We start from the raw sequence: 22,502 nt of genomic DNA, 5'->3' as shown, positions 1-22,502 counted from the left end.
CCCGAAGATCAGGCCGCCAGGCCGACCACCAGCCAGATGAACGCCGCCCCCGCGACCGTGCACAACAGGGTCGCGGGCGCGGGGTGTTCGTGGTGGGCCTCGGGGAGGATCTCGGCCGCGGCGAGGTAGAGGAGCACGCCTCCGAAGAAGCCGAGATAGCCGCCGAGCAGCGGGGCCGGGATGGTCAGGAACGCCGTCGAGGCGGCGCCGGCCACCGGGGCCGCCGCGTCCGCGAACAGCATCGCGATGGCCTTGCGGCGGGCGTTCCCGTAGAGGCTCGTGATCGTGTACGTGTTGAAGCCGTCCGCGAAGTCATGGGCGATGACCGCGAGCGCGACCGCCGTGCCCATGCCGCCGCCCACCTGGAAGGCGGCGCCGATCGCGACGCCGTCCATGAAGCTGTGGCCGACCATCGCGGCGGCGGCCGTCAGGCCCACCTCGGGCGCGCGGCCGTTGCTCTCCTCCGCGCCGTGCGCGGCCTGGCGGGCGGCGAGCGTGCGTTCGACCAGATGGGCCACGAGGAAGCCGGCCACGAAGAGCAGCAGCGCGGCCGGTACGCCGAAGACCTCGCGACCGGCCGCGCGCAGCGCTTCCGGCAGCAGATCGAGACCCACGACGCCCAGCATCAGGCCGCCGGCCAGGCCCAGGACGAGATGGCGGCGGTCGGTCACGCGCTGTGCCGTCCAGCCGCCGGCCAGCGTCATCAGGAACGCGCCGAGCGCGACGAAGACCGCCATAGTCCCCTTGCTATCCGATCAACCCCTGTTCGCGCACATCCTGGGCCACTCCACCCCCACGTGCACTGACGTTCCCCGTTCCGTTTGTCCCGCTTGTCTGTTTGTCCCGCTTGAGAGGATCCGACCCCATGGCCGATACCGATGCCACCGTCGGCAAGGTGACCTTCGTCGGTGCCGGCCCCGGTGCCGCCGATCTGCTGACGTTCCGTGCCGCGCGCGCCATCGCGGAGGCCGATGTCGTGATCTGGGCGGCCAGCCTGGTCCAGGCGGAGGTCCTCGACCACGCGCGCGAGGGCGCCGAGATCCTGGACTCGGCGACCATGTCCCTGGAGGACGTCGTCGCCGTGTACGAGCGGGCCGGGAGCGAAGGGCTGCGTGTCGCGCGCATTCACTCCGGCGACCCGGCCCTCTGGGGCGGGACGCAGGAACAGCTCGACCGGTGCCGTGCGATCGGCATCGAGACCGAGATCGTCCCCGGTGTCTCGGCGTTCTCCGCCGTGGCCGCCCTCGCGCAGCGCGAGCTGACGATCCCCGAGGTCGCGCAGTCCGTCGTGCTCACCCGGCTCGGCGGCGGCAAGACGCCGATGCCGCCGGGGGAAGAGGTGCGGGAGTTCGCGCGCCACGGCACGACCATGGCGATCTTCCTGTCGGCCGCCCGCAGCGGGCAGTTGGTGCGGGAGCTGCTGGAGGGCGGCTATCCGACCGACACCCCGGTCGTCGTCGCCTACCAGGCGACCTGGCCCGAGGAACTGATCGTGAAGTGCACGATCGCCACGCTGGAGGAGACGGTCAAGGAGCACAAGCTCTGGAAGCACACCCTCTTCCTGGTCGGCCCGGCCCTCGACGCGCACGGCACCCGCTCGCACCTCTACCACCCGGGTCATTTCCACGGCTACCGCAAGGCCGACCCGGAGGCCCGCCGGGCCCTGCGCTCGCGGGGTGCGAGCACATGATCACGGTCGTCGGTACGGGGACGGGCGCGCCGCTCGCGGCCGACGTGCTCGCCGCTGCCCGGCTCGTCGTCGGCGGCCGGCGCCATCTGGCCGCCGCCACGCTCCCGGACGGCGCCGAGCGGATCGTCCTCGGCCCGCTCGCGCCCGCCCTCGACACCATCGAGGCGTACGTCGAGAAGGGCGAGCCGGTCGTGGTGCTGGCCTCGGGGGACCCCGGGTTCTTCGGGATCGTCCGGGCGCTGGCGGAACGCTTCGGCGCCGACGCCCTCGACGTCCGCCCCGGCGTCTCCTCCGTCGCCACCGCCTTCGCCCGGCTCGGCCTGACCTGGGACGACGCGGTCGTGGTCAGCGCGCACGGACGCGATCTCCGTACGGCGGTCAACGCGTGCCGCGCGCATCCCAAGGTCGCCGTCCTCACCGGACCGGGTTCCGGCCCCGCCGAACTGGGCGCCGCCCTCACCCATCGCACCGCCGGGCGCGTCCTCGTCGTCGCGTCCGCGCTCGGCTCCGGTGAGGAGCGGGTGGAGCGGGTCACGCCCGCCGAGGCCGCCGCCCGCGACTGGGGTACGGCGGTGAGTGTCGTCCTGTGTCTCGACGAGTCGCGGAGCCTCGGTGCCACGCGGACGGTCGCCGGGGCCGCCGTCGGACCCGCTCAATGGGCCCTGGACGAGCGGGAGTTCGAGCACCGGGACTCGATGATCACCAAGTTCGAGGTACGGGCGCTGGCGCTGGCCAGGATCGGGCCGCGGCTCGGCGAACTGGTCTGGGACATCGGCTCCGGCTCCGGCTCCGTGGCCGTGGAGTGCGCGCGGCTCGGCGCCGCGGTCACCGCCGTCGAGAAGACCCGGGACGGTGTGGAACGGATCCGTGCCAACGCCGAGGCGCACGGCGTCGACGTCCACACCGTGCACGGGGCGGCGCCGACCGTGCTGTCCGATCTCGACGACCCCGACGCCGTGTTCATCGGCGGCGGCGGGCGCGAACTGCCCGCCATCGTCACCGCGTGCGCGCGCCGGGCCCGGCGGACCGTGGTCGTCGCGATGGCCGCGCTGGACCGGGTACCGGCGGTGCGCGAGGCGCTCGGCGGTGCCGGGTTCGCGGTCGACGGGGTGCTGTTGCAGTCGTCCCGGCTCGCGCCGCTGCCGGGGGACGTGACCCGGCTGGCGGCGACCAATCCCGTTTTTCTGCTGTGGGGCGTCCGGCCTCCGGCATCTGTCGAAGGAGTTGCTCAGTGATCGGCCTCATCTCCGCCACCGCGGCGGGAGCGACGGCGCGCGACCGGCTGGCCGCCGCGTGGCCGGACCGTACGCGCGTGTACGAGGGTCCCGTCGGGGATGCCGTCCGGGCCGCGTTCGCGGAGTGCGAGCAGCTCGTCTGTTTCCTCGCCACCGGGGCCGTGGTGCGGCTGATCGCCCCGCTGTTGGGCGACAAGCGGACCGACCCCGGTGTCGTGTGCGTCGACGAGGGCGGCCGGTACGCCGTGTCGCTGGTCGGCGGGCACGGTGGCGGGGCCAATGAACTCGCCGTGGAGGTGGGTGAGTTGCTGGCCGCGCAGCCCGTCGTGACGACGGCCACGGACGCGGTGGGTGTGCCCGGCCTGGACACCCTCGGGTTCCCCGTGGAGGGCGATGTCGCGGGCGTCTCACGAGCACTGCTCGACGGCGAACCGGTCGTCCTGGAGGCCGAGTTGGCGTGGCCGCTGCCGCCGCTGAAGGTGTCCGCCGACGGCTCCTACGTCATCAGGGTCACCGATCGCGCGACCGAACCCGGCGAGCGTGAGGTCGTACTCCGGCCGCCGTCGCTGGTAGTCGGGGTCGGCGCGTCCAAGGGTGCCCCGGTGGACGAGGTGCTGGGGCTCATCGAGGGCGCGGTGCGCGACGCGGGGCTGTCCGTCGCGTCCCTCGCCGAACTCGCCACCGTCGACGCCAAATCGGACGAGCCCGGCATCGTCGAGGCGGCACAGCGACTCGGTGTTCCTCTGGTGACCTACTCCGCCGAGGAGTTGGCGGCCGTGGAGGTGCCCAACCCCTCCGAGGCACCGCTCGCGGCCGTCGGCACACCGTCGGTGGCGGAGGCCGCGGCGCTCGCACTGGGCGGCGAACTCCTCGTTCCCAAGCGGAAGTCGGAGCGCGCCGACGGGCGGCCCGCGATGGCGACCTGTGCCGTCGTACGGCGGCTCGCGCGCGGTCGGCTCGCGGTGGTCGGGCTCGGACCCGGCGCCCGGGATCTGCTCACCCCGCGCGCCAAGGCCGAACTCCGGCGCGCGGCCGTGCTGGTGGGGCTCGACCAGTACGTCGACCAGATCCGCGATCTGCTGCGGCCCGGGACGCTGGTCCTGGAGTCGGGGCTCGGCGCCGAGGAGGAGCGGGCCCGTACCGCCGTCGCCGAGGCACGGAAGGGGCAGGCGGTGGCGCTGATCGGCAGCGGGGACGCCGGGGTGTACGCGATGGCCTCGCCCGCGCTGGCGGAGGCCTCGGACGACATCGACGTGGTCGGAGTCCCGGGCGTGACGGCCGCGTTGGCCGCCGCCGCGATCCTCGGGGCGCCGCTCGGCCACGACCACGTGTCCATCAGCCTCTCCGATCTGCACACGCCGTGGGAGATCATCGAGCGCCGGGTACGGGCCGCGGCCGAGGCGGACATCGTGGTGACCTTCTACAACCCCCGCAGCCGGGGCCGCGATTGGCAGCTCCCGAAGGCGCTCGCGATCCTCGCCGAGCACCGGGAACCGGCGACGCCGGTCGGTGTCGTACGGAACGCCTCGCGGCCGGACGAATCCAGCCGACTGACGACACTGGCGGCGCTGGATCCGGCGACGGTCGACATGATGACTGTGGTGACCGTGGGCAACACGGCCACCCGGGACATCGCCGGACGCATGGTGACGCCGCGCGGGTACCGCTGGCAGGAGGTGGCCGAATGATCCCCGTGGACCGGGTGGTTCATCCCATCGAGGTGGAGTCCTACCGGCGGATGCGTGCCCGCCTGGACACCTCGCACCTCCCGCCGCTGACCCGCGCGGTCGTGGAGCGGGTCGTCCACTCCGCCGCCGATCTGGAGTACGCGTCCGATCTCGTCCTGGACGAGGGCGAGTTGGCGAAGGCGCACAGCGCGCTGCACGCGGGGGCGCCGGTGGTCGTGGACGTGGCGATGGTCGCGGCCGGCATCACCCAGCGCCCGACCGTGTGCCGACTGAAGGATGCCAAGTCCGGTCCCGGGCTGACGCGTTCGGCGCACGCGATCCGGCTCGCCTACGAGGAGGTCGGGCCCGGCGCCCTGTGGGTGATCGGCAACGCGCCCACCGCACTGGAGGAGTTGCTGACGCTGGACGCCTCCCCCGCGCTCGTCATCGGGCTGCCCGTCGGTTTCGTCGGCGCGGTCGAGTCCAAGGCCGCGTTGCGCGAGAGCGGGCTGCCCGCCGTGAGCAACGTGTCCGAGAAGGGCGGTTCGGCGGTCGCCGCGGCCGCCCTCAACGCCCTGCTGTACCACCCCACATCACCGTCCGAGGAGAAATCGTGACCACCCCGCCGCCCGCCCTGCTCATCGCCGGACACGGCACCCGGGACGAGGCCGGAGCCGAGGCGTTCCGGTCCTTCGTACGGGAGTTGGGCCGCCGTCACCCCGAACTGCCCGTCGCGGGCGGGTTCATCGAGCTGTCGCCGCCGCCGCTGGGCGACGCGGTGACCGAGCTGGTGGAGCGCGGGGTGCGCCGGTTCGCCGCCGTGCCGCTGATGCTGGTGTCCGCCGGGCACGCCAAGGGGGACATCCCGGCGGCGCTGGCCCGGGAGAAGGAGCGGCACGCGGGGATCTCCTACACGTACGGCCGTCCGCTGGGCCCGCACCCCTCGCTGCTGAAGGTGCTGGAGCGGCGGCTCGACGAGGCGCTGGGCGAGTCGGTGCGCACGCCCGAGGACCGGGCCGATGTGACGGTGCTGTTGGTGGGGCGTGGGTCGACGGACCCGGACGCCAACGCCGAGGTGCACAAGGCGGCGCGGCTGCTGTGGGAGGGGCGCGGCTACGCGGGTGTGGAACCGGCGTTCGTGTCGCTGGCGGCACCGGACGTACCGAGCGGTCTTGACCGGTGTGTGAAGCTGGGTGCGCGACGGATCGTCGTGCTGCCGTACTTCCTGTTCACGGGCATCCTGCCGGAGCGGGTACGGCAGCAGACGGAGGGCTGGGCGGCGGCGCACCCGGAGACCGAGGTACGGTCGGCCGAAGTCATCGGCCCGGAGCCGGAGTTGCTCGACCTGGTGATGGAGCGGTACCGGGAGGCGGTCAAGGGTGATCTGCGGATGAACTGCGACTCGTGCGTGTACCGCATCGCGCTGCCCGGTTTCGAGGACAAGGTGGGGCAGCCGCAGCAGCCGCACTTCCACCCGGACGACGAGGGTCACGACCACGACGGTCACCACCACGGGCATCACCATCACGGTGGGCACGCCCATGCACACTGACAGAGCCCACGACCCCGCGCGCGACACCCATGACCTCCGTCACCACGGTGACGCCGAAGTCCGGGACGACGGCGCCCGGTTGACCGACCTCGCGGTGAACGTCCGCGCGGACACGCCCCCCGCGTGGCTGCGCGAGCGAATATCCGGCTCACTGACCGGTCTCGCCGCCTACCCCGACGGGCGGGCGGCGCGGGCGGCGGTCGCGGCGCGGCACGGGCTGCCGGTGGACCGTGTGCTGCTGACGGCGGGGGCGGCCGAGGCGTTCATTCTGCTCGCCCGTGCGCTGAAGGTCCGTCAGCCGGTGGTCGTGCACCCGCAGTTCACGGAGCCGGAGGCGGCGCTGCGGGACGCGGGGCACGCGGTGGAGCGGGTGCTGCTGCGGGAGGCGGACGGTTTCCGGCTGACCCCGGGGGCCGTTCCCGAGGGCGCGGACCTGGTGCTGATCGGCAACCCGACGAACCCCACGTCCGTCCTCCACCCTGCGGCTTCGATCGCCCGACTGGCCCGCCCGGGGCGGACGTTGGTGGTGGACGAGGCGTTCATGGACGCGGTGCCGGGTGAGCGCGAGGCCCTCGCGGGCCGCACCGACATCCCCGGCCTGGTGGTCCTGCGCAGCCTCACCAAGACCTGGGGTCTGGCGGGACTGCGGATCGGCTACGTCCTGGCCGCCCCCGAGACGATCGCCGAACTCGAACGGGCCCAGCCCCTGTGGCCGGTGTCCACGCCCGCGCTCGCCGCGGCGGAGGCGTGCATGGAGTCACCGGCCCTCGCGGAGGCGGCCCACGCGGCCCACCGCATCGCCGCGGACCGGGCCCATCTCGTCGCCGGCCTCGCCGAGTTCGCCCCCGACGGCCTCCAGGTCATGGAACCGGCCGAGGGCCCCTTCGTCCTCGTCCGCGTCCCCAACGCGGTCGCCGTCCGGCGGCATCTGCGCGACCTGGGCTTCGCGGTTCGCCGCGGGGACACGTTCCCGGGCTTGAACGCGGAGTGGCTCCGCATGGCGGTACGGGACCGGACGACGGTGAACCGCTTCCTGCAGGCGCTGGACCAGGCGGTGACGCTGTCGGGCAAGTGACCTCCCGCACCAAGGGGCTCCGCCCCCTGGACCCCGGCCTATGCCCACCCACCACCCGACTCGCTCGGCCAAAAGATCACCGCCCAAACCTTGCCCACCCGCCGCCCGACTCGCTCGGCCAAGTGGTCACCGCCCAAGCCACTCCCCCCCACCCGCCCGACGCGGTCGGCTGAGGGGTCACCTTTCAAGCATCCGAGACGGGTGGGTGGGTGGGTGGGAAAGGTAGTTGGCTCAGCCACGACGGCGGCGCGCCGTGACCACCGCTCCCCCACCCAGCGCCAGCAGCAACACCGCCCCGCCCGCGACATACGGCGTCATGGAGCTACCCCCCGTCTCGGCCAACCCCTCCTCCACCGGAGCCCCCTGCGGCTTCACATCCGGCGCCGGCGACGGCGAAGGCGCCTCACACGTCGCCCGCGCCAACGTCACCGTCCCCTCCACATCCGCCACATTCAGCTTCAACGGATTGACGGACACCTTGAGTTCAAGCGCGGTCGCAGCCGCCGTACGGGACGTGGTCGAGGTCTTGGACAAGTCGAGCCGCACCGACCCGACCCCCGGCACCTGAACCTCCGTAGGACCACCGGCGGTCACCGTGACCCGCTTGCCGAGCACCGTCACCGCCCCCGGCAGATGCGACACGGCGACCGGCGTCTTCCCCGCCTCGCACGTCGCTCTGGACGTGACCGCGTCGACCTCGATGAGCGAGAGCAACGGCAACCCGGGGACATGGAGCCGGACATGGGCGAGGTCGGTGTACCCCTCGGCCTTGGTCGCGGACACCGTCGCCTTCGCCGTGGCGACGTCGGCACTGAGCACACTGAAGGGCTGCCCGCCGTTCACCCCGTCCAACTGGGCGGAGAGCGCGGTCTTTTCGGCATTCCCCGGCGCCTGGACCTCGTTGAGGGAGACCGCGAGCGGGACGTCCACGGTCTTGTTGAGCAGGGACACGTCGAGCCCGGTACGCAGGACGACGGCGCTCGCGCGCCCCTGGTCGGTGGTCGCGTGGGCGGACCCCGCACCGGCCAGCGCCACGGGACCGGTGGCGAGGACGGTGGCCGTGGCCACGGTGGCCCAACGGCGTGCGGGCATGCGGAAGTTGGTGCCGTTCAAGGTGTGGGACCCCCAGAAGAGACATGCTTGGGACCCGGTAAGAATTACCCACGAAGGGTGAACCGTCAGCGATCCCACGTCACTTCACCCCATCGTGGGTTTTCCGTGAACGTATTCGAATCGACTGGCGACTATTCGACCACCAGCCCGTTCAGCACCACTCGTCGCGGCGACGCCAGGACGCGAACATCGGCGCGCGGGTCCGCCTCGTACACGACGAAGTCCGCCGGCGCGCCCTCTTCGAGCCCGGGCCGCCCGAGCCACCGCCGCGCGCCCCACGCGGTCGCCGACAGCGCCTCCACCGCCGGGATGCCGGCGGTGACGAGTTCGGCGACCTCGGCGGCGACCAGGCCGTGGGCCAACGACCCCCCGGCGTCCGTGCCGACGTACACCGGGATGCCCGCGTCGTAGGCGGCGCGCACGGTGTCGTAGCGCCGCTCGTACAGTCGTCGCAGATGGGCGGACCAGCGTGGGTACTTGGCGTCGCCGCCCTCGGCGAGCTTCGGGAAGGTGGCGATGTTCACGAGGGTCGGGACGATCGCCACGCCTCGCGAGGCGAACAGCGGGATGAGTTCCTCGGTGAGGCCGGTCGCGTGCTCGATGCAGTCGATGCCGGCCTCGACCAGGTCCCGCAACGAGTCCTCGGCGAAGCAGTGCGCGGTGACACGCGCACCGAGCCGGTGGGCCTCGGCGATCGCCCCCTCGACCGCCTCGCGCGGCCAGCAGGCCGACAGGTCGCCGAGGTCGCGGTCGATCCAGTCGCCGACCAACTTGACCCAGCCGTCGCCGCGTTGGGCCTCCCGGCCGACGTAGGCGACGAGTTCGTCCGGTTCGATCTCGTGGGCGAAGTTGCGGATGTAGCGGCGGGTACGGGCGATGTGCCGTCCGGCGCGGATGATCTTCGGGAGGTCCTCGCGGTCGTCGATCCAGCGGGTGTCGGACGGCGAGCCGGCGTCGCGCAGCAGCAGGGTGCCGGCGTCACGGTCGGTGAGGGCCTGCGTTTCGGCGGTGGCCGCGTCGACGGGGCCGTGGGCGCCCAGGCCCACATGGCAGTGGGCGTCGACCAGGCCGGGGAGGGTCCAGCCGTCGACGGTCCGGATGTCACCGGCGTCGACGGGGCGGTCGTAGGAGATGCGGCCGTCGATGACCCAGAGTTCGTCGCGGATGTCCTCCGGTCCTACAAGGACCCGGCCCTTCACGTGCAGCACGGCTTGATCGCTCATGCCACGCACGATAGTTCGTCGGGTGCGGGTTTCGTCGTGGCTGGTCGCGCAGTTCCCCGCGCCCCTTAGGGGGCGCTTTCCTGGTCGTCTTCTACATCAGCCATGGCCGGATCCAGTAGCCGGGACAAGAAGTGGCGCGTTCGATCGTGCTGCGGGTTGGTGATGACCCTGCCCGGAGTGCCGTCCTCGACGATCACCCCGCCGTCCATGAAGACCACCCGGTCCGCCACCTCCCTCGCGAACGTCATCTCATGGGTGACCACCATCATGGTCATGCCCTCGTTCGCGAGCATCCGCATGACCGCGAGTACGTCGCCCACCAGTTCCGGGTCGAGTGCGGAGGTCGGTTCGTCGAAGAGCATCACCTCGGGGTCCATCGCCAACGCCCGTGCGATCGCGACGCGTTGCTGCTGTCCGCCGGAGAGGGACGCGGGGTAGGCGGCGGCCTTCTCGGACAGGCCGACGCGTCGCAGGTTCTCGGCGGCCACCCGTTCCGCCGCCGCCTTGTCCCGGCGCAGGACCCGGCGTTGGGGCAGGGTGAGGTTCTCGGTGACGGTCAGGTGCGGGAAGAGGTTGAACTGCTGGAAGACCATGCCGATACGGCGGCGCACGGCGTCGATGTCGACATCGGGGTCGGTGACTTCGGTACCGCCGACGAACACCCGCCCCTTCGTGGGTTCTTCGAGCAGGTTCACGCAGCGCAGCAGCGTCGACTTGCCCGAGCCGGAGGGACCGATGACGCACACCACCTCGCCCTGTCCGATCTCCAGATCGATGCCCCGCAGTACCTCGTTCGTGCCGAACGACTTGTGCAGGCCCCGGACTTCGATCTCGGGGTTCCCGGTCGGGGCGGTCATCGCACGGCCTCCCCGGTCTTCGTCTCCATGCGGCGCACCACGAAGCTCAGCGGGATCGTGACGAGGAGATAGCACAGGCCGGCCACCAGAATGGGCGTGGAGTTGGCGGTCGTACTCGCCAAGTCCCGTCCGTATTTGGACAGTTCGCGCTCCTCCAGGGTGACGCCGAGGAACAGGACCAGGGAGGAGTCCTTGAAGAGGAGGACGAGTTCGTTGGTCAGGGGCGGCAGGATGATCCGGAACGCCTGCGGGACGACGATCGACACCATGGCCCGCGCCTGCGAGAAGCCGAGTGAACGGGCCGCCTCCAACTGCCCCTTGGGCACCGCCTGGATGCCCGCCCGGATCGTCTCCGCCATGTACGCGGCCGACACCAGGCCGAGCGCGAGGGCGACCTTGCCGTACGTACCGCCGACGATCTCCGTGCCGGGGAAGGCGAGGGGCACGGCGACGCCGACGAAGATGAAGATCAGCAGGGCGGGCAGTCCCCGGAAGATCTCGATGTAGATCCCGGCGAGCCAGCGGTACGGTCCGACGGACGACAGCCGCATCAGCGCCACGACCATTCCCAGCACGAGTCCGAAGACGAAGCCGGAGAGGGTGTAGAGCACGGTGTTCTTCAACGCCAGCGTGATGACGTCGGGGAACATCTGCCTGGCGATGCTCCACTGCGCGAACTGGTTCTTCAGGCGCCCCCAGTCGGCGGTGACCGCGAAGGCGATCACCGCGCCGAGGAACACGACGTACTGAACTCCCCTGGACAGCCTGCGCCGTTGACGACGCGTCAGGCCTCTTGCCTTCGGCTGGAGTTGCAGGTCGGTCATGAGGCCGAGGGCGAGGCGGCCGAGGCGTCGTACGGACCGATCCACTTCTCGTACAGCTTCTTGTACGTCCCGTCGGCCTTCGCGTCCTTGATCGCCTTGTTGATGGCCGCGAGGAGTTTCGTGTTGCCCTTCTTGACCGTGAAGCCGTACTGCTCACCGGTGTTGAGGTTGTCGACGACCTGGAAGGCGTCGGCGTTCGCCTTGGTCTTGAGCCAGCCCTGGACGACCGGGTAGTCGATGATGACCGCCTGGACCTGGCCGGTGCGCAGGCCGTTGAGGACGGCGTCGGAGGACTCGAAGGAGACGGGGTCGAAGCCCTTGCTCTTCGCGTAGTCCTCGCCGGTGGTCTGCGCCTGGGCGCCGAGCTTCTTGCCCTTGGTCTTCACGTCGGCGAGGGAGGTGATCCCGCTCTTCCTGTCGACGAGGACGGCCTGGGTGGCGTCGAAGTAGGGGTCGGAGAAGTCGACGTTCTTCTTGCGTTCGGCGGTGATGGTCATGCCGGCGGCGGCGAGGTCGCACTCGTCGGCGTTGAGGAAGGCGCCGGTCTTGAAGTTCTCGAAGGGGGTGTCGAGGATCTGCTGCTTCACGCCGAGGTTCTTGGCGACCAGGTCGATGAGGGAGACGTCGAAGCCCTGCACCTTGCCGTCGATCTCGGACTGGAAGGGCGGGTAGGGCAGGTGGGTGCAGGTCGTGAGCTGACCGGCCTTGACTAGTTCGACGCCACCGGCGGCGGTCTTCGAACCGCTGCCGCCGCTGTCGCTCGACGTGCACCCGGCCACGAGGACGAGTGCGGCCGTCGCGGTGGTGGCGGCCAGGGTGCGGGCCCGGCGGCCGAGGAGCGTGTTCACGGAGGCCTCCTGTGACGGAACTGTGGCTTCCGATTATTCGGAGGAGCGGGGCGCCCCGCTCGTGGTGAGGTACCGCCCAGGGGGCCGTACGGGCTAAGAAGTCGCCGGTCAGAGGGGCCTCAGGGGCGCCGGTTACCCTCGTTCCCATCGATCCCCGCGAGTGAAAGAGCACCGCCGTGACGCACCCCTTGCTCGACCTGGCCCCGCTGAGCGCCGCGCACTTCGCCTCGATCGAGGACCGAGTGGCCCGGCTGCTCGGCACCGAGCAGGATGTCGTGATCATGCAGGGCGAGGCGTTGCTGCCGCTGGAGGGGGCGATCCGTTCGACGGCCGGTCCGGGCACGGTCGCGCTGAACGTCATCACCGGCCCCTACGGGCAGACCTTCGGGAACTGGCTGCGGGACTGCGGCGCCGAGGTGATCGATCTCGCCGTCCCCTTCCACACGGCGGTGACGGCGGAGCAGATCCGGGAGGCCTTCACGGAGCGCCCCGACATCGACTTCGTGTCCCTCGTCCACGCGGAGGCGGCGACCGGCAACACCAACCCGGTCGCGGAGATCGGCGAGGTCGTACGCACCCACGGCGCCCTCTTCCACCTCGACGCGGTGGCCTCCATCGGCGCGGAGCCGGTACTGCCGGACGCGTGGGGTGTCGACCTGTGCGTAATCGGCGCGCAGAAGGCGATGGGCGGCCCGGCGGGGGTGTCGGCGGTGTCGGTGAGCGCGCGGGCATGGGCCCGTATGACGTCCAACCCCGGAGCCCCACGCCACTCCTACCTCTCCCTCCTCGACTGGAAGGCCCGCTGGGTGGACGCGGGCCGCAAGACCCTCCTCCACGCCCCGGCCCAGTTGGAGATGCTGGCGCTGGAGGCATGCGTGGAACGGATCGAGTCGGAAGGCCTGGACACGGTGATGCGCCGCCACGCGGCAGCGGCTGCGGCGACCCGGGCGGGCGCGCCGGCCCTGGGCGGCGGCTTGGAGCCGTACGTCCACAACCCGTCCGAGGCCGCCCCGGTCGCTACGACCCTCAGGACACCGCCGGGCGTCATCGCCTCGGAGCTGGTGGCCAGGGCCCTGGCAGCGAACCCGACCCTGCCCCTGGCGGCAGGCGGCGGCGCCCTGTCGAAGGAGATGATCCGGGTCAACCACTACGGGGTCGACGCGACGGCGGACGCGGTACAGGGCTCTCTGGCAGCACTGGGCGCGGTGCTGACCGAGCAGGGGGTGCAGGTGGACCTGGAGGGGGCTCGGGCGGCCGTGGACGGAGCGTGGCTGTAACTCGCGGCCGGACGGCGGCGGCTCCCTAGGCTGGCCGGCATGACTGCGACTCTCCCGGACGGCCGCCCCATCCCCCTCATGACCGGCGCCGAGCGCCCCATGCTCGAAAGCTGGCTCGCCTTCCATCGCGCGACGCTGGAGGCGAAGTGCGCCGGCCTGGACGACGCCCAGGTGCGGCGCGCGGCGGCCGAGCCCTCCGCGCTGACGTTACTGGGCCTGGTCCAGCATCTCGCCGAGGTCGAACGGAACTGGTTCCAGCGGGTGTTCGGGCTCGACGTGCCGACCGTCTACGACAGCGAAGACGGGTACGCCATTGTCCCCGAGCGCGGGATGGAGGAGGCACTCGCCGTGTGGCGCGGGGAGATCGAGCGCGGGCAGGCGCACTGCGCGGGGCTGGAGCCGGACGATCTCGGGCGGATCCCGGACGGACCGATGGCCGGGGCCGAGGTCAGTCTGCGGTGGGTGCTTATTCACATGGTCGAGGAGTACGCGCGGCACAACGGCCACGCCGATATCTTGCGGGAAAGCATCGACGGCACAACAGGCGCCTAATTCCGATTCCCACCCAATGCGGTTCCGGATGCAATTCCAGAATTCTTCTGCCCGATTTCCGCGCACCTAAACGCAAATAATTCGCGTAGATCTCGTGAGGGTTACACCCTTGTGACCCGTTACACAGGCAGCCCGTTTCGCCCTTTATCTACGGGTCAAACCTCCGCATACCTCCCGCACTCGCACGCGTGATAACACAGCGCAGCCCCACACGTAACCCCATCCCTCCATGCAATTTCGAATTTCCCTCGGTAAATTCAATTTGCATGACCGCCACCCGAGCAGACCTGCACATAGACCGCCCCACGGTGGCCGACGGCGCCGCGCTCTGGCGTATTGCCAAGGACTCGAACGCCCTCGACCTGAACTCGTCGTACAGCTATCTGCTGTGGTGCCGGGACTTCGCCGGCACCTCCGCCGTCGTGCGGGACGAGCGCGGGGAGCCGGTCGGTTTCGTCACCGGGTACGTGCCGCCGGACCGGCCCGGCACTCTGCTCGTGTGGCAGGTCGCCGTCGACGCCGCGCAGCGTGGCCGCGGGCTGGCCGCCGGGCTGCTCGACGGGCTCACCGAGCGGGTCTCCGCCGAGTACGGCCTGACCGCCGTCGAGACCACCATCACGCCCGGCAACACCGCCTCCGAGCGCCTCTTCACGTCGTACGCCGAACGCCACGGCGCCACCGTCGAGCGCACGGTCCTGTTCGAGGCCGGTGACTTCCCGGACGGGCCGCACGACCCCGAAGTGCTGTACCGGATCGGCCCGTTGAGTCTCTGAGGCCACGGCCTCGGCAACCCCCCACACCCCTTTAGGAGCGATTCGCGTGACCATCACCCAGCCCGATCTCAGCGTCTTCGAGACCCTGGAGTCCGAGGTCCGCAGCTACTGCCGCGGCTGGCCCACCGTCTTCGACCGGGCCCGGGGCAGCCGTATGTACGACGAGGACGGCCACGCCTACCTCGACTTCTTCGCGGGCGCCGGCTCGCTCAACTACGGGCACAACAACCCTGTCCTGAAACGGGCGTTGATCGACTACCTGGAGCGCGACGGCGTCACCCACGGGCTGGACATGTCGACCAGCGCCAAGCGCGCGTTCCTCCAGACCTTCCAGGACCTCGTGCTGCGACCCCGCGACCTGCCGTACAAGGTGATGTTCCCGGGCCCGACCGGCACCAACGCCGTTGAATCCGCGCTGAAGTTGGCGCGGAAGGTGAAGGGCCGCGAGTCGATCGTGTCGTTCACCAACGCCTTCCACGGGATGTCCCTGGGCTCGCTGGCCGTGACCGGCAACGCCTTCAAGCGGGCCGGTGCCGGTATCCCGCTGGTGCACGGCACCCCGATGCCCTTCGACAACTACTTCGACGGGCAGGTCCCCGACTTCCTGTGGTTCGAGCGGCTGTTGGAGGACCAGGGCTCCGGCCTCAACAAGCCCGCCGCCGTGATCGTCGAGACCGTGCAGGGCGAGGGCGGCATCAATGCCGCCCGCCCCGAATGGCTGCGCGCGCTCGCCGAGTTGTGCGAACGCCAGGACATGCTGCTGATCGTCGACGACATCCAGATGGGCTGCGGCCGCACCGGCGCGTTCTTCTCCTTCGAGGAGTCGGGGATCGTGCCCGACATCGTCACCGTCTCCAAGTCCATCAGCGGCTACGGCCTTCCGATGTCCCTGTGCCTGTTCAGGCCCGAGCTGGACATCTGGGAGCCGGGCGAGCACAACGGCACGTTCCGCGGCAACAACCCGGCGTTCGTCACCGCGACCGCCGCCCTGGAGACCTATTGGGCGGACGGCTCCGCGATGGAGAAGCAGACCCGGGCCCGCGGTGAGCAGGTCGAGCAGGGGCTGATCTCCATCACCGAGGAGAACCTCGCCGACGTCAAGGAGTACCGGGGCCGCGGACTGGTCTGGGGCATCGAGTTCAAGGACCCCGAGCGCGCCGGACGGATCTGTGCCCGGGCCTTCGAACTCGGCCTGCTCGTCGAGACGTCGGGCCCGCAGGGCGAGGTCGTGAAACTGCTCCCCGCGCTGACCATCACCCCCGAGGAACTGGACGAGGGGCTGAGCATTCTCGCCCGCGCCGTTCGCGAAACCGTCTGATACCTCGTCAAGGAGGCTGTGCACCACCGTGATTGTCCGTTCGTTCAAGGAACTCGAAGGCACCGACCGGCACATCAGGGCCGCTTCCGGCACCTGGGAGAGCAAGCGCATCGTCCTCGCCAAGGAGCGGGTCGGCTTCTCGCTCCACGAGACCGTCCTCTACGCGGGCACCGAGACGTCGATGTGGTACGCGAACCACGTCGAGGCTGTCGTCTGCGTCGAGGGCGAGGCCGAACTCACCGACGACGAGACCGGGCAGACGTACCCGATCACGCCCGGAACCATGTACCTCCTCGACGGACACGAGCGGCACACGATGCGGATCAAGGAGGACTTCCGCTGCATCTGCGTCTTCAACCCGCCCGTCACCGGACGGGAGGACCACGACGAGAACGGCGTCTACCCGCTCCTGACCGAGCCCGAGGAGGTCTGACGAACATGAACACTGCCCCCACCGTCACCGACCTGTACCCCAGCCGCGGCACCACCGAGGTGTCCGTCCCGCGCAAGGACCCCGTCGTCTGGGGCTCCCCCGACGCACCGGGACCGATCCCGCCGGCGGATCTCCACTCCTTCGAGCGCGACGGCTTCCTCGCCCTGCCGGAACTCCTCCGCGACGACGAAGTCGACGTCTACCGGCGGGAGTTGGAGCGCCTCATCGCCGACCCGGCGATCCGGGCCGACGAGCGGTCGATCGTCGAGCCGAAGTCGAAGGAGATCCGGTCCGTCTTCGAGGTGCACCGGATCAGCGAGGTGTTCGCCCGGCTCGTGCGGGACGAGCGGGTCGTCGGGCGGGCCCGGCAGATCCTCGGCTCGGACGTGTACGTCCACCAGTCCCGGATCAACGTGAAGCCGGGCTTCGGCGCGAGCGGCTTCTACTGGCACTCGGACTTCGAGACCTGGCACGCCGAGGACGGTCTGCCGAACATGCGGACCGTGTCCGTGTCGATCGCGCTCACCGAGAACCACGACACCAACGGCGGCCTCATGATCATGCCGGGCTCGCACCGCACGTTCCTGGGCTGCGCGGGCGCGACCCCCGAGGACAACTACCGCCAGTCGCTCCAGATGCAGGACGCGGGCACCCCCTCCGACGAGGCGCTGACCGACATGGCCTCCCAGTACGGCATCAAGTTGTTCACGGGCAGGGCCGGTTCGGCGACCTGGTTCGACTGCAACTGCATGCACGGCTCCGGCGACAACATCACCCCGTTCCCGCGCAGCAACGTCTTCATCGTCTTCAACAGCGTGGAGAACAAGGCGGTCGAGCCGTTCGCGGCGCCGGTGCGCCGGCCGGAGTTCATCGGGGCGAGGGACTTCACGCCGGTGAGCTGAAGGACGGGATCAGAGCCAGGCCAGGGCCGCGGCCCGCTCCAGTACGTTCCGTACGGCGTCCTCGTCGCCCGTAGCCCCGCGCGGCACCGCGTCGGGGGTGTACCGCCCGCCCACCAGCAGGCAGAAGTCGACGGGATCCAGGACGAGTTCGGCCCGTACGGGCTCGTCCTCGGAACCCAGCACCCACTCGCCCCCGCCCGTGATCGCGAAGAGCACCGGCGGCGCGGTGGGACCGAGCGCCAGGCCGAGGACACGGACGGCCAGCCGGACCAGCCGCCCGAGGTGTTCCTCGGGCGGCGGCGGTACGCGCAGGCCGAGGGCGCGGCCCAGGTCGTCGGTGTGGATCCACGTCTCGAAGGCCCGCACCACGAAGTGCTCGGCCACGGGCAGCCTGATCCCCATCAACAGCGTCGCGCAGGACGCGAGTTCGGAGTCGCGCGCCTCCGGGGTCGCGAGGAGGTCCGCCGCCTGCGCGGACCAGTCGGCGACCGTCGCCCCGGGGTCACGGCCGTGTTCATGGGCGATGACGTCCGTCGTACGGCGGTCCCAGGCATCCTCCCAGGCCGCGTCCTCCTCGATCCGCGAGGCCGGGACGCGCGCGCCGATGCCCAGACGTACGGCCAAGTGCTCGTCGGCGGCGAGGAGATGGGCGAGTGTCGCGTGGGCGTCCCAGTCGTGGACCACCGGAGTACCCCAGTTGCCCTCCAACTCGGGGAGCAGGGCGCGGAGTCCGGCCACCGCGGCGGCGTACGGGGCGGCGTGCGGCGCTACTTGGACTGCGGCGGGGCGGGCGCGGAGTGCGCGGGTGAGGACAGTGGCCACCTCGGCCGGGGTGCTGTTCGTGGGCGGACCGTCCAACAGGCGTACCGTCTCGCGCAGTCGGGCGGCTTCGGCGGAGCAGCTCTCGCACTCGGCCAGATGCGGCTGGACGCTCCTGCGCTCGGCGGGCGGGAGCGCGCCGAAGGCCCAGGCGGCCAACAGGTCCCGTACACCGTCGTGGTCGGTCATCGGACGTCCCCCTTCCCTGTCGTCATCATGCGCCTCTTTCCAGCGCCGGGTCCGGTGGGTCCGCCAAAGACTCGGCCAAGGTGCGTAACGCCGTGCGCAGGCGGGTCTTGGCGGTGCCCTCGGGGATGCCGAGTTCGGCGGCGGCCTGGCGGTAGGTGCGGCCCGCGAAGTAGGCGAGGTGCACCACTTCCCGCTGGGGTTGCGGGAGTTCGGCGAGCGCGGTGTGCAGGAGCAGGGCGCGTTCGCGGTCCACGACCGTCTCGTCCGGGCCCGGTCCGGCGTCCGGGATGGCGTGCAGCGCCGAGTCGTCGGCATGACGGTGCTTGCGGTGTCTGGCCTCGCCGCGCACCCAGTCCACGGCCCGCCGGTGGGCCAGCAGCGACAGCCAGGTGCGCAGCGAACCGCGGCGCGCGTCGAAGGCGTAGGGCCTGCTCCACAGGTGGGCGAAGACCTCCTGTGCCACGTCCTCGGCGGCGACCGGGCTGCGGGTGACCCGTGCGGCGACCCCTCGCACCAGGCCGCCGTAGATCCGGTACGCCTCGGTCAGCGCGGACTCGTCGCCGTACACGAGCCGTCGGTGCAGCTCCGTGTCGGCGGCGGATGGTACGGACGTGCTGCTGCCCGTCGGCTGCACCGGCACCACCCCCTGGTGCCCTTCCTGGCGTCAGCGGGACAGGACGTCCAGCAGGCGGTCGACGTCCTCGGGGGTGTTGTAGAGGTGGAAGGCGGCGCGCAAGTTCCCCGCCCTGTTCGAGACTTCGACTCCGGCCGCGCTCAACTCGCCCTGGCGGTGGCCCAGTCCGGGGACGGAGACGATCGGTGCGCCGGGGGACGGGACCGGCTCGTGGCCGAGCGTGGCCAGGCCCGCGCGGAAGCGGTCGGCCAGGTCGAGGTCGTGGGTGCGTACGGCGGCCACGCCCAACTCCTCCAGCAGGGCGAGGGAGTGGCGGGCACCGGCGTAGGAGAAGAGGGCGGGGCTCTCGTCGAACCGGCGGGCGGAGTGGGCGAGTTCGGCGACCGGGCCGTAGCAGCTGTCCCACGGGGCCTCGCCCGCGACCCATCCCGCGAAGACCGGGTTGAGGCCGCCGAGGTCCTGCGGGGTGACCAGGAAGGCAACTCCGCGCGGGCAGAACAGCCACTTGAAGCCGACGGCGGCGACATAGTCGTAGGCGTCCGCGTCGAGGTCCAGCCAGCCGACGGCCTGCGACGCGTCGACGTACGTACGCGCCCCGTGTTCGCGTGCCGCCGCCCGGAGTGCGGGCAGGTCGGCGATGCGGCCGTCGGCGGACTGGGCGGCGCTGACCGCGACGAGGGCGGTGCCGGGGCGTACCGACTCCGCGATCCGCTCCAGCGGGACGGTGCGCACCTTGAGGTCGGCGCGCATGTGGAAGGGGTTCACGACGGAGCTGAAGTCGGCCTCGGCGGTGAGGACTTCGGCGCCGGGCGGGAGCGACGCGGCGATCAGTCCGCTGTAGACCGCGACCGAGGCCCCGGCCGCCACCCGGTCGACCGGTACCCGGGTCAGACGGGCGAAGGCGGCGCGGGACGCCTCGACGTCGTCGAACATGTCGGTCGGTGTGCCGACCGAGGCCGCCTCGACGGCGGTGTGCATGGCGGTGACGGTGCGCCTCGGGAGGAGGCCGGTGCTCGCCGTGTTGAGGTAGGTGTTCTTCGGGGCGAACTCGGCGCGGACGAGGCTCTCGAAGGTCTCCATGGCACCACTCTGCGGTGCCGTTCGGGCCTCGTCCATTGCGTATTTTTGCGTGAATCCTCTAAGCAACGCTTATGTGTCGGCCCTGACCTGCGGCGTTCAGGCCTGCGGGACCGCGCAGCCGTCCGGGCCGCAGGCCTCCGCGTCGCCGTTGTCGATCAGCTTCAGGGGCGAGTGCTCGCCCCATGCCTGGCTCAGGGCCTGGGCGAAGACCTCGGCGGGCTGGGCGCCGGAGACGCCGTACTTGCGGTCGAGGACGAAGAAGGGGACGCCGTTCGCGCCCAGTTCGGCGGCCTCGCGCTCGTCGGCGCGGACGTCGTCGGCGTAGGCGGTGGAGTCCGCGAGCACCTTGCGGGCCTCCTCGGCATCCAGTCCGGCACCGGCGGCCAGTTCTACGAGGCGCTCGTCGTCGCCGAAGACGGACCGCTCCTCGGCGAAGTTCGCCTTGTACAGCGCCTGGATCAGCTCGTCCTGGCGGCCCTGCTCCCTGGCGAAGTGGAGGAGGCGGTGCATGTCGAAGGTGTTGCCGTGGTCGCGGTCGTGGGTGCGGTAGTCGAGGCCCTCGGCCGCGGCCTGCGCGCCGAGGTTGTCCTCGCCCGCCTGCGCCTGTGCCTCGCTCATGCCGTACTTCTTGGTGAGCATCTTCAGCACGGGCTGGATGTCGCCCTTGGCGCGGCCCGGGTCGAGTTCGAAGGACCGGTGGACGACCTCGACGCCGTCGCGGTGCGGGAAGGCGTCGAGGGCCTTCTCGAAGCGGGCCTTGCCCACGTAGCACCAGGGACAGGCGATGTCCGACCAGATCTCGACGCGCATTCTTCGGCTCTTTCCAGGACGTGTGCGGTTGACGGAGAGTGCCTCCGCTTCCCCCGTGAACGTTCCTTCGGTCCGCTTCATTCCCCGCCGAGGTCCAGGCGCATCCCCAGATGGTGATCGCCGTCGGCCGGGTCGGCGACCCAGCCCTGACGGACGTAGAAGGCCTGCGCCCGTTCGTTGTCGACATGCACATCGAGTACGGCGGTCCGCCGGGCGTCGGCCCGCCACTGCTCGACGCAGGCCGTGTGCAGGGCCGTACCGAGGCCGGAGCGCCAGCGGTCGGGGTCGACGTGGAACTGGAACAGCGTGACCGTGTCCGCCGGGTCGCCCTCCGCGGTGCGGAAGGAGGCGATGGCGACGATACGGCCGTCCTCGACCGCGCACAGCACATGGCCGTCCGGGCGCTCGACGGAGGCCAGCCAGGCGGCGCGCCAGTCGAAGTCGGACGGTGGGAGACCGTCGGGGTAGTAGGTCGACCGGGCGCGCAGGTGCAGGTCGGCGATGGCGTCGACCTCGGCCGGCAGGGCCGTGCGGATCATCAGGGTGTCGGTGTCGCGATCACTCGTCATGCGACCGATGACGTGATGTCCGCCGCTCCGGTTCCCAGGTGGCTGAACTGCGTCCGGTAGGCGCTCGGGGTCAGCCCGGTGCGGCGGACCAGGTGGCCGCGCAGGGAGTCCGCCGTGCCCAGGCCGCAGGCGCGGGCCACCTGGTCCATGGGGAGGGTGGTGGTCTCCAGGAGTTCCTTGGCGCGTTCGACGCGCTGGTGGAGCAGCCACTGCAGGGGGCTGACCCCGCTCTCGGCGTGGAAGCGGCGGGTGAGGGTGCGGACGCTCACGCCCGCGTGCCGGGCCAGGTCGGTGAGGGTGAGCGGCTTGTCGAGGTTGCGCATGGCCCAGCCCCGGGTGTCGGCGCAGGCGGTGCCGCGTTCGGGCGGCAGCGGGGTCTGGGTGAACTGCGTCTGGCCGCCCGGCCGTACGGGTGCGACGAGGGCGAGGCGGGCGACCTCGTTGGCGACGGCGGCGCCGTAGTCGGTGCGGATGATGTGCAGACAGAGGTCGATGCCGGCGGCGTAACCGGAGGCGGTCAGGACCTGGCCGTCCTGGACGTAGAGGACGTCGCCCCTGAGGTCGAGGGCCGGATAGCGGTCGCGCAGTTCGTCCGCCATTCCCCAGTACGTGGTGGCGCTGCGGCCGTCGAGCAGCCCGGCCTCGGCGAGCACGAAGGCGCCGCTGCAGATGGAGGCGATCCGTTTGCCCGCGGCGGCGGCCTCGCGGACGGCGGTGACCGCGGCCGGGTCGGGTTCGTAGCGCCGGCCGGTGCCCGCGAGCACCACGGTGTCGGCGGTACGCAGCACGTCGAGGCCCCGGCCCACCTGGAGGTGCAGCCCGCCGGTCGTCACCACCGGACCACCGCCGGAGCTACAGATGGTCACCTCATAACCAGGGGCGCCGTCGACCTCGACCTTGGCGAAGAGCATCTCCGGGACGGCCAGGTTGAACATGGAGACGGGGGACGGCGCGACGATCGCGACGCGGTGCGGGGGCCGTTTCCTCGGCATGTTACTCGGCATGGCCAGAACCTCCGGCTGTATGGCGTTCCGGCCACTACTCTATGCCGTCGCGGTTCCG

The 22,502-nt window shown here is 71.1% G+C and carries 24 protein-coding genes; 12 read left to right on the top strand and 12 right to left on the bottom strand.

Annotation, left to right across the window (positions count from 1 at the left end; all coding sequences use genetic code 11):
* Positions 1-8: 8 nt before the first annotated feature.
* Positions 9-737 (bottom strand): ZIP family metal transporter, encoded by a 729-nt coding sequence (locus ACIBJH_RS45485; RefSeq protein ID WP_399122888.1) that lies wholly within the window; start codon positions 735-737, stop codon positions 9-11.
* Positions 738-865: 128 nt separating this feature from the next.
* On the opposite strand from ACIBJH_RS45485, the gene cobM reads away from it, so the two are divergent.
* Genes cobM through cobC form a run of 6 tightly spaced genes read left to right on the top strand, consistent with a single transcriptional unit; the run spans position 866 to position 7,219 of the window.
* Positions 866-1,690, top strand: a complete 825-nt coding sequence (gene cobM / locus ACIBJH_RS45480; protein ID WP_399122887.1) for a precorrin-4 C(11)-methyltransferase — start codon at positions 866-868, stop codon at positions 1,688-1,690.
* Positions 1,687-2,925 (top strand): precorrin-6y C5,15-methyltransferase (decarboxylating) subunit CbiE, encoded by a 1,239-nt coding sequence (cbiE, locus tag ACIBJH_RS45475; RefSeq protein ID WP_399122886.1) that lies wholly within the window; start codon positions 1,687-1,689, stop codon positions 2,923-2,925. Before cobM ends, cbiE begins: the two co-directional genes overlap by 4 nt.
* Complete coding sequence (cobJ, locus tag ACIBJH_RS45470) at positions 2,922-4,613, top strand: precorrin-3B C(17)-methyltransferase (RefSeq protein WP_399122885.1); 1,692 nt, start codon at positions 2,922-2,924, stop codon at positions 4,611-4,613. Before cbiE ends, cobJ begins: the two co-directional genes overlap by 4 nt.
* 5 nt (positions 4,614-4,618) lie before the next feature.
* Positions 4,619-5,209 (top strand): precorrin-8X methylmutase, encoded by a 591-nt coding sequence (locus ACIBJH_RS45465; protein WP_399122966.1) that lies wholly within the window; start codon positions 4,619-4,621, stop codon positions 5,207-5,209.
* Positions 5,206-6,144, top strand: a complete 939-nt coding sequence (locus tag ACIBJH_RS45460) for a sirohydrochlorin chelatase (RefSeq protein ID WP_399122884.1) — start codon at positions 5,206-5,208, stop codon at positions 6,142-6,144. The genes ACIBJH_RS45465 and ACIBJH_RS45460 overlap by 4 nt, the downstream gene beginning before the upstream one ends.
* Positions 6,134-7,219, top strand: coding sequence for an Rv2231c family pyridoxal phosphate-dependent protein CobC (cobC, locus tag ACIBJH_RS45455; protein WP_399122883.1), 1,086 nt, complete (start codon positions 6,134-6,136; stop codon positions 7,217-7,219). The genes ACIBJH_RS45460 and cobC overlap by 11 nt, the downstream gene beginning before the upstream one ends.
* A 231-nt stretch (positions 7,220-7,450) precedes the next feature.
* Here the strand turns inward: cobC and ACIBJH_RS45450 are convergent, their stop codons facing one another.
* The 5 genes from ACIBJH_RS45450 to ACIBJH_RS45430 form a co-directional block, all read right to left on the bottom strand.
* The gene (locus ACIBJH_RS45450) at positions 7,451-8,332 is read right to left on the bottom strand and encodes an SCO1860 family LAETG-anchored protein (protein ID WP_399122881.1); all 882 of its coding nucleotides are present in this window, start codon (positions 8,330-8,332) and stop codon (positions 7,451-7,453) included.
* A 131-nt stretch (positions 8,333-8,463) separates the two neighbouring features.
* Complete coding sequence (locus tag ACIBJH_RS45445; RefSeq protein WP_399122880.1) at positions 8,464-9,555, bottom strand: amidohydrolase family protein; 1,092 nt, start codon at positions 9,553-9,555, stop codon at positions 8,464-8,466.
* 65 nt (positions 9,556-9,620) lie between these two features.
* Positions 9,621-10,412 carry an amino acid ABC transporter ATP-binding protein gene (locus ACIBJH_RS45440; protein WP_399122878.1) on the bottom strand — a complete coding sequence of 264 codons (792 nt, stop codon included), beginning with the start codon at positions 10,410-10,412 and terminating at the stop codon, positions 9,621-9,623.
* Positions 10,409-11,236 (bottom strand): amino acid ABC transporter permease, encoded by an 828-nt coding sequence (locus ACIBJH_RS45435; RefSeq protein ID WP_399122965.1) that lies wholly within the window; start codon positions 11,234-11,236, stop codon positions 10,409-10,411. The genes ACIBJH_RS45440 and ACIBJH_RS45435 overlap by 4 nt, the downstream gene beginning before the upstream one ends.
* Positions 11,233-12,084, bottom strand: a complete 852-nt coding sequence (locus ACIBJH_RS45430) for a transporter substrate-binding domain-containing protein (RefSeq protein WP_399122877.1) — start codon at positions 12,082-12,084, stop codon at positions 11,233-11,235. The genes ACIBJH_RS45435 and ACIBJH_RS45430 overlap by 4 nt, the downstream gene beginning before the upstream one ends.
* Positions 12,085-12,260: 176 nt before the next feature.
* Here ACIBJH_RS45430 and ACIBJH_RS45425 point away from each other — a divergent pair, with 176 nt between their 5' ends.
* The 6 genes from ACIBJH_RS45425 (at position 12,261) to thpD (ending at position 17,339) form a co-directional block, all read left to right on the top strand.
* Entirely contained in the window at positions 12,261-13,361 is a 1,101-nt protein-coding gene (locus ACIBJH_RS45425) for a pyridoxal-phosphate-dependent aminotransferase family protein (protein WP_399122876.1), read from the top strand.
* Between the two features lie 39 nt (positions 13,362-13,400).
* Positions 13,401-13,913, top strand: coding sequence for a DinB family protein (locus tag ACIBJH_RS45420; RefSeq protein WP_399122875.1), 513 nt, complete (start codon positions 13,401-13,403; stop codon positions 13,911-13,913).
* Between the two features lie 266 nt (positions 13,914-14,179).
* Positions 14,180-14,686 carry a diaminobutyrate acetyltransferase gene (gene ectA, locus ACIBJH_RS45415; RefSeq protein WP_399122874.1) on the top strand — a complete coding sequence of 169 codons (507 nt, stop codon included), beginning with the start codon at positions 14,180-14,182 and terminating at the stop codon, positions 14,684-14,686.
* A 46-nt stretch (positions 14,687-14,732) separates the two neighbouring features.
* Positions 14,733-16,004, top strand: coding sequence for a diaminobutyrate--2-oxoglutarate transaminase (gene ectB / locus ACIBJH_RS45410; protein ID WP_399122873.1), 1,272 nt, complete (start codon positions 14,733-14,735; stop codon positions 16,002-16,004).
* A gap of 28 nt (positions 16,005-16,032) precedes the next feature.
* Positions 16,033-16,437 carry an ectoine synthase gene (locus tag ACIBJH_RS45405; RefSeq protein WP_399122872.1) on the top strand — a complete coding sequence of 135 codons (405 nt, stop codon included), beginning with the start codon at positions 16,033-16,035 and terminating at the stop codon, positions 16,435-16,437.
* Between the two features lie 5 nt (positions 16,438-16,442).
* Positions 16,443-17,339 carry an ectoine hydroxylase gene (thpD, locus tag ACIBJH_RS45400; RefSeq protein WP_399122871.1) on the top strand — a complete coding sequence of 299 codons (897 nt, stop codon included), beginning with the start codon at positions 16,443-16,445 and terminating at the stop codon, positions 17,337-17,339.
* 9 nt (positions 17,340-17,348) lie between these two features.
* On the opposite strand, the gene ACIBJH_RS45395 is transcribed toward thpD, so the two are convergent.
* The 6 genes from ACIBJH_RS45395 to ACIBJH_RS45370 all read right to left on the bottom strand — a co-directional run bounded on the left by ACIBJH_RS45395 (position 17,349) and on the right by ACIBJH_RS45370 (position 22,432).
* Complete coding sequence (locus ACIBJH_RS45395; protein WP_399122870.1) at positions 17,349-18,347, bottom strand: maleylpyruvate isomerase family mycothiol-dependent enzyme; 999 nt, start codon at positions 18,345-18,347, stop codon at positions 17,349-17,351.
* Between the two features lie 25 nt (positions 18,348-18,372).
* Positions 18,373-18,990 (bottom strand): RNA polymerase sigma factor, encoded by a 618-nt coding sequence (locus ACIBJH_RS45390; RefSeq protein WP_399122869.1) that lies wholly within the window; start codon positions 18,988-18,990, stop codon positions 18,373-18,375.
* A 21-nt stretch (positions 18,991-19,011) separates the two neighbouring features.
* Positions 19,012-20,061 carry an aminotransferase class V-fold PLP-dependent enzyme gene (locus tag ACIBJH_RS45385; protein ID WP_399122868.1) on the bottom strand — a complete coding sequence of 350 codons (1,050 nt, stop codon included), beginning with the start codon at positions 20,059-20,061 and terminating at the stop codon, positions 19,012-19,014.
* A 96-nt stretch (positions 20,062-20,157) separates the two neighbouring features.
* Entirely contained in the window at positions 20,158-20,871 is a 714-nt protein-coding gene (locus ACIBJH_RS45380) for a DsbA family oxidoreductase (RefSeq protein ID WP_399122867.1), read from the bottom strand.
* 77 nt (positions 20,872-20,948) lie between these two features.
* A complete protein-coding gene (locus tag ACIBJH_RS45375) occupies positions 20,949-21,440 on the bottom strand; it encodes a GNAT family N-acetyltransferase (RefSeq protein WP_399122866.1) in 492 nt (163 codons plus the stop codon).
* The gene (locus ACIBJH_RS45370) at positions 21,437-22,432 is read right to left on the bottom strand and encodes a GlxA family transcriptional regulator (RefSeq protein WP_399122964.1); all 996 of its coding nucleotides are present in this window, start codon (positions 22,430-22,432) and stop codon (positions 21,437-21,439) included. The genes ACIBJH_RS45375 and ACIBJH_RS45370 overlap by 4 nt, the downstream gene beginning before the upstream one ends.
* Between the last annotated feature and the right edge of the window lie 70 nt (positions 22,433-22,502).

The organism is Streptomyces sp. NPDC050548 (genome assembly GCF_044457385.1).
Lineage (GTDB): Bacteria > Actinomycetota > Actinomycetes > Streptomycetales > Streptomycetaceae > Streptomyces.
This window is presented reverse-complemented; position numbering and strand designations above follow the sequence as displayed.

Bases quoted from the DNA above. Each gene is read 5' to 3' on its own strand.
- ACIBJH_RS45385 (WP_399122868.1), bottom strand. From the start codon at position 20,061: ATGGAGACCTTCGAGAGCCTCGTCCGCGCCGAGTTCGCCCCGAAGAAC.
- ACIBJH_RS45395 (WP_399122870.1), bottom strand. From the start codon at position 18,347: ATGACCGACCACGACGGTGTACGGGACCTGTTGGCCGCCTGGGCCTTC.
- ACIBJH_RS45440 (WP_399122878.1), bottom strand. From the start codon at position 10,412: ATGACCGCCCCGACCGGGAACCCCGAGATCGAAGTCCGGGGCCTGCAC.
- ACIBJH_RS45375 (WP_399122866.1), bottom strand. From the start codon at position 21,440: ATGACGAGTGATCGCGACACCGACACCCTGATGATCCGCACGGCCCTG.
- ACIBJH_RS45380 (WP_399122867.1), bottom strand. From the start codon at position 20,871: ATGCGCGTCGAGATCTGGTCGGACATCGCCTGTCCCTGGTGCTACGTG.
- cobM (WP_399122887.1), top strand. From the start codon at position 866: ATGGCCGATACCGATGCCACCGTCGGCAAGGTGACCTTCGTCGGTGCC.
- thpD (WP_399122871.1), top strand. From the start codon at position 16,443: ATGAACACTGCCCCCACCGTCACCGACCTGTACCCCAGCCGCGGCACC.
- cobC (WP_399122883.1), top strand. From the start codon at position 6,134: ATGCACACTGACAGAGCCCACGACCCCGCGCGCGACACCCATGACCTC.
- ACIBJH_RS45420 (WP_399122875.1), top strand. From the start codon at position 13,401: ATGACTGCGACTCTCCCGGACGGCCGCCCCATCCCCCTCATGACCGGC.
- ACIBJH_RS45485 (WP_399122888.1), bottom strand. From the start codon at position 737: ATGGCGGTCTTCGTCGCGCTCGGCGCGTTCCTGATGACGCTGGCCGGC.
- cbiE (WP_399122886.1), top strand. From the start codon at position 1,687: ATGATCACGGTCGTCGGTACGGGGACGGGCGCGCCGCTCGCGGCCGAC.
- ACIBJH_RS45370 (WP_399122964.1), bottom strand. From the start codon at position 22,432: ATGCCGAGGAAACGGCCCCCGCACCGCGTCGCGATCGTCGCGCCGTCC.
- ACIBJH_RS45435 (WP_399122965.1), bottom strand. From the start codon at position 11,236: ATGACCGACCTGCAACTCCAGCCGAAGGCAAGAGGCCTGACGCGTCGT.
- ectA (WP_399122874.1), top strand. From the start codon at position 14,180: ATGACCGCCACCCGAGCAGACCTGCACATAGACCGCCCCACGGTGGCC.
- ACIBJH_RS45445 (WP_399122880.1), bottom strand. From the start codon at position 9,555: ATGAGCGATCAAGCCGTGCTGCACGTGAAGGGCCGGGTCCTTGTAGGA.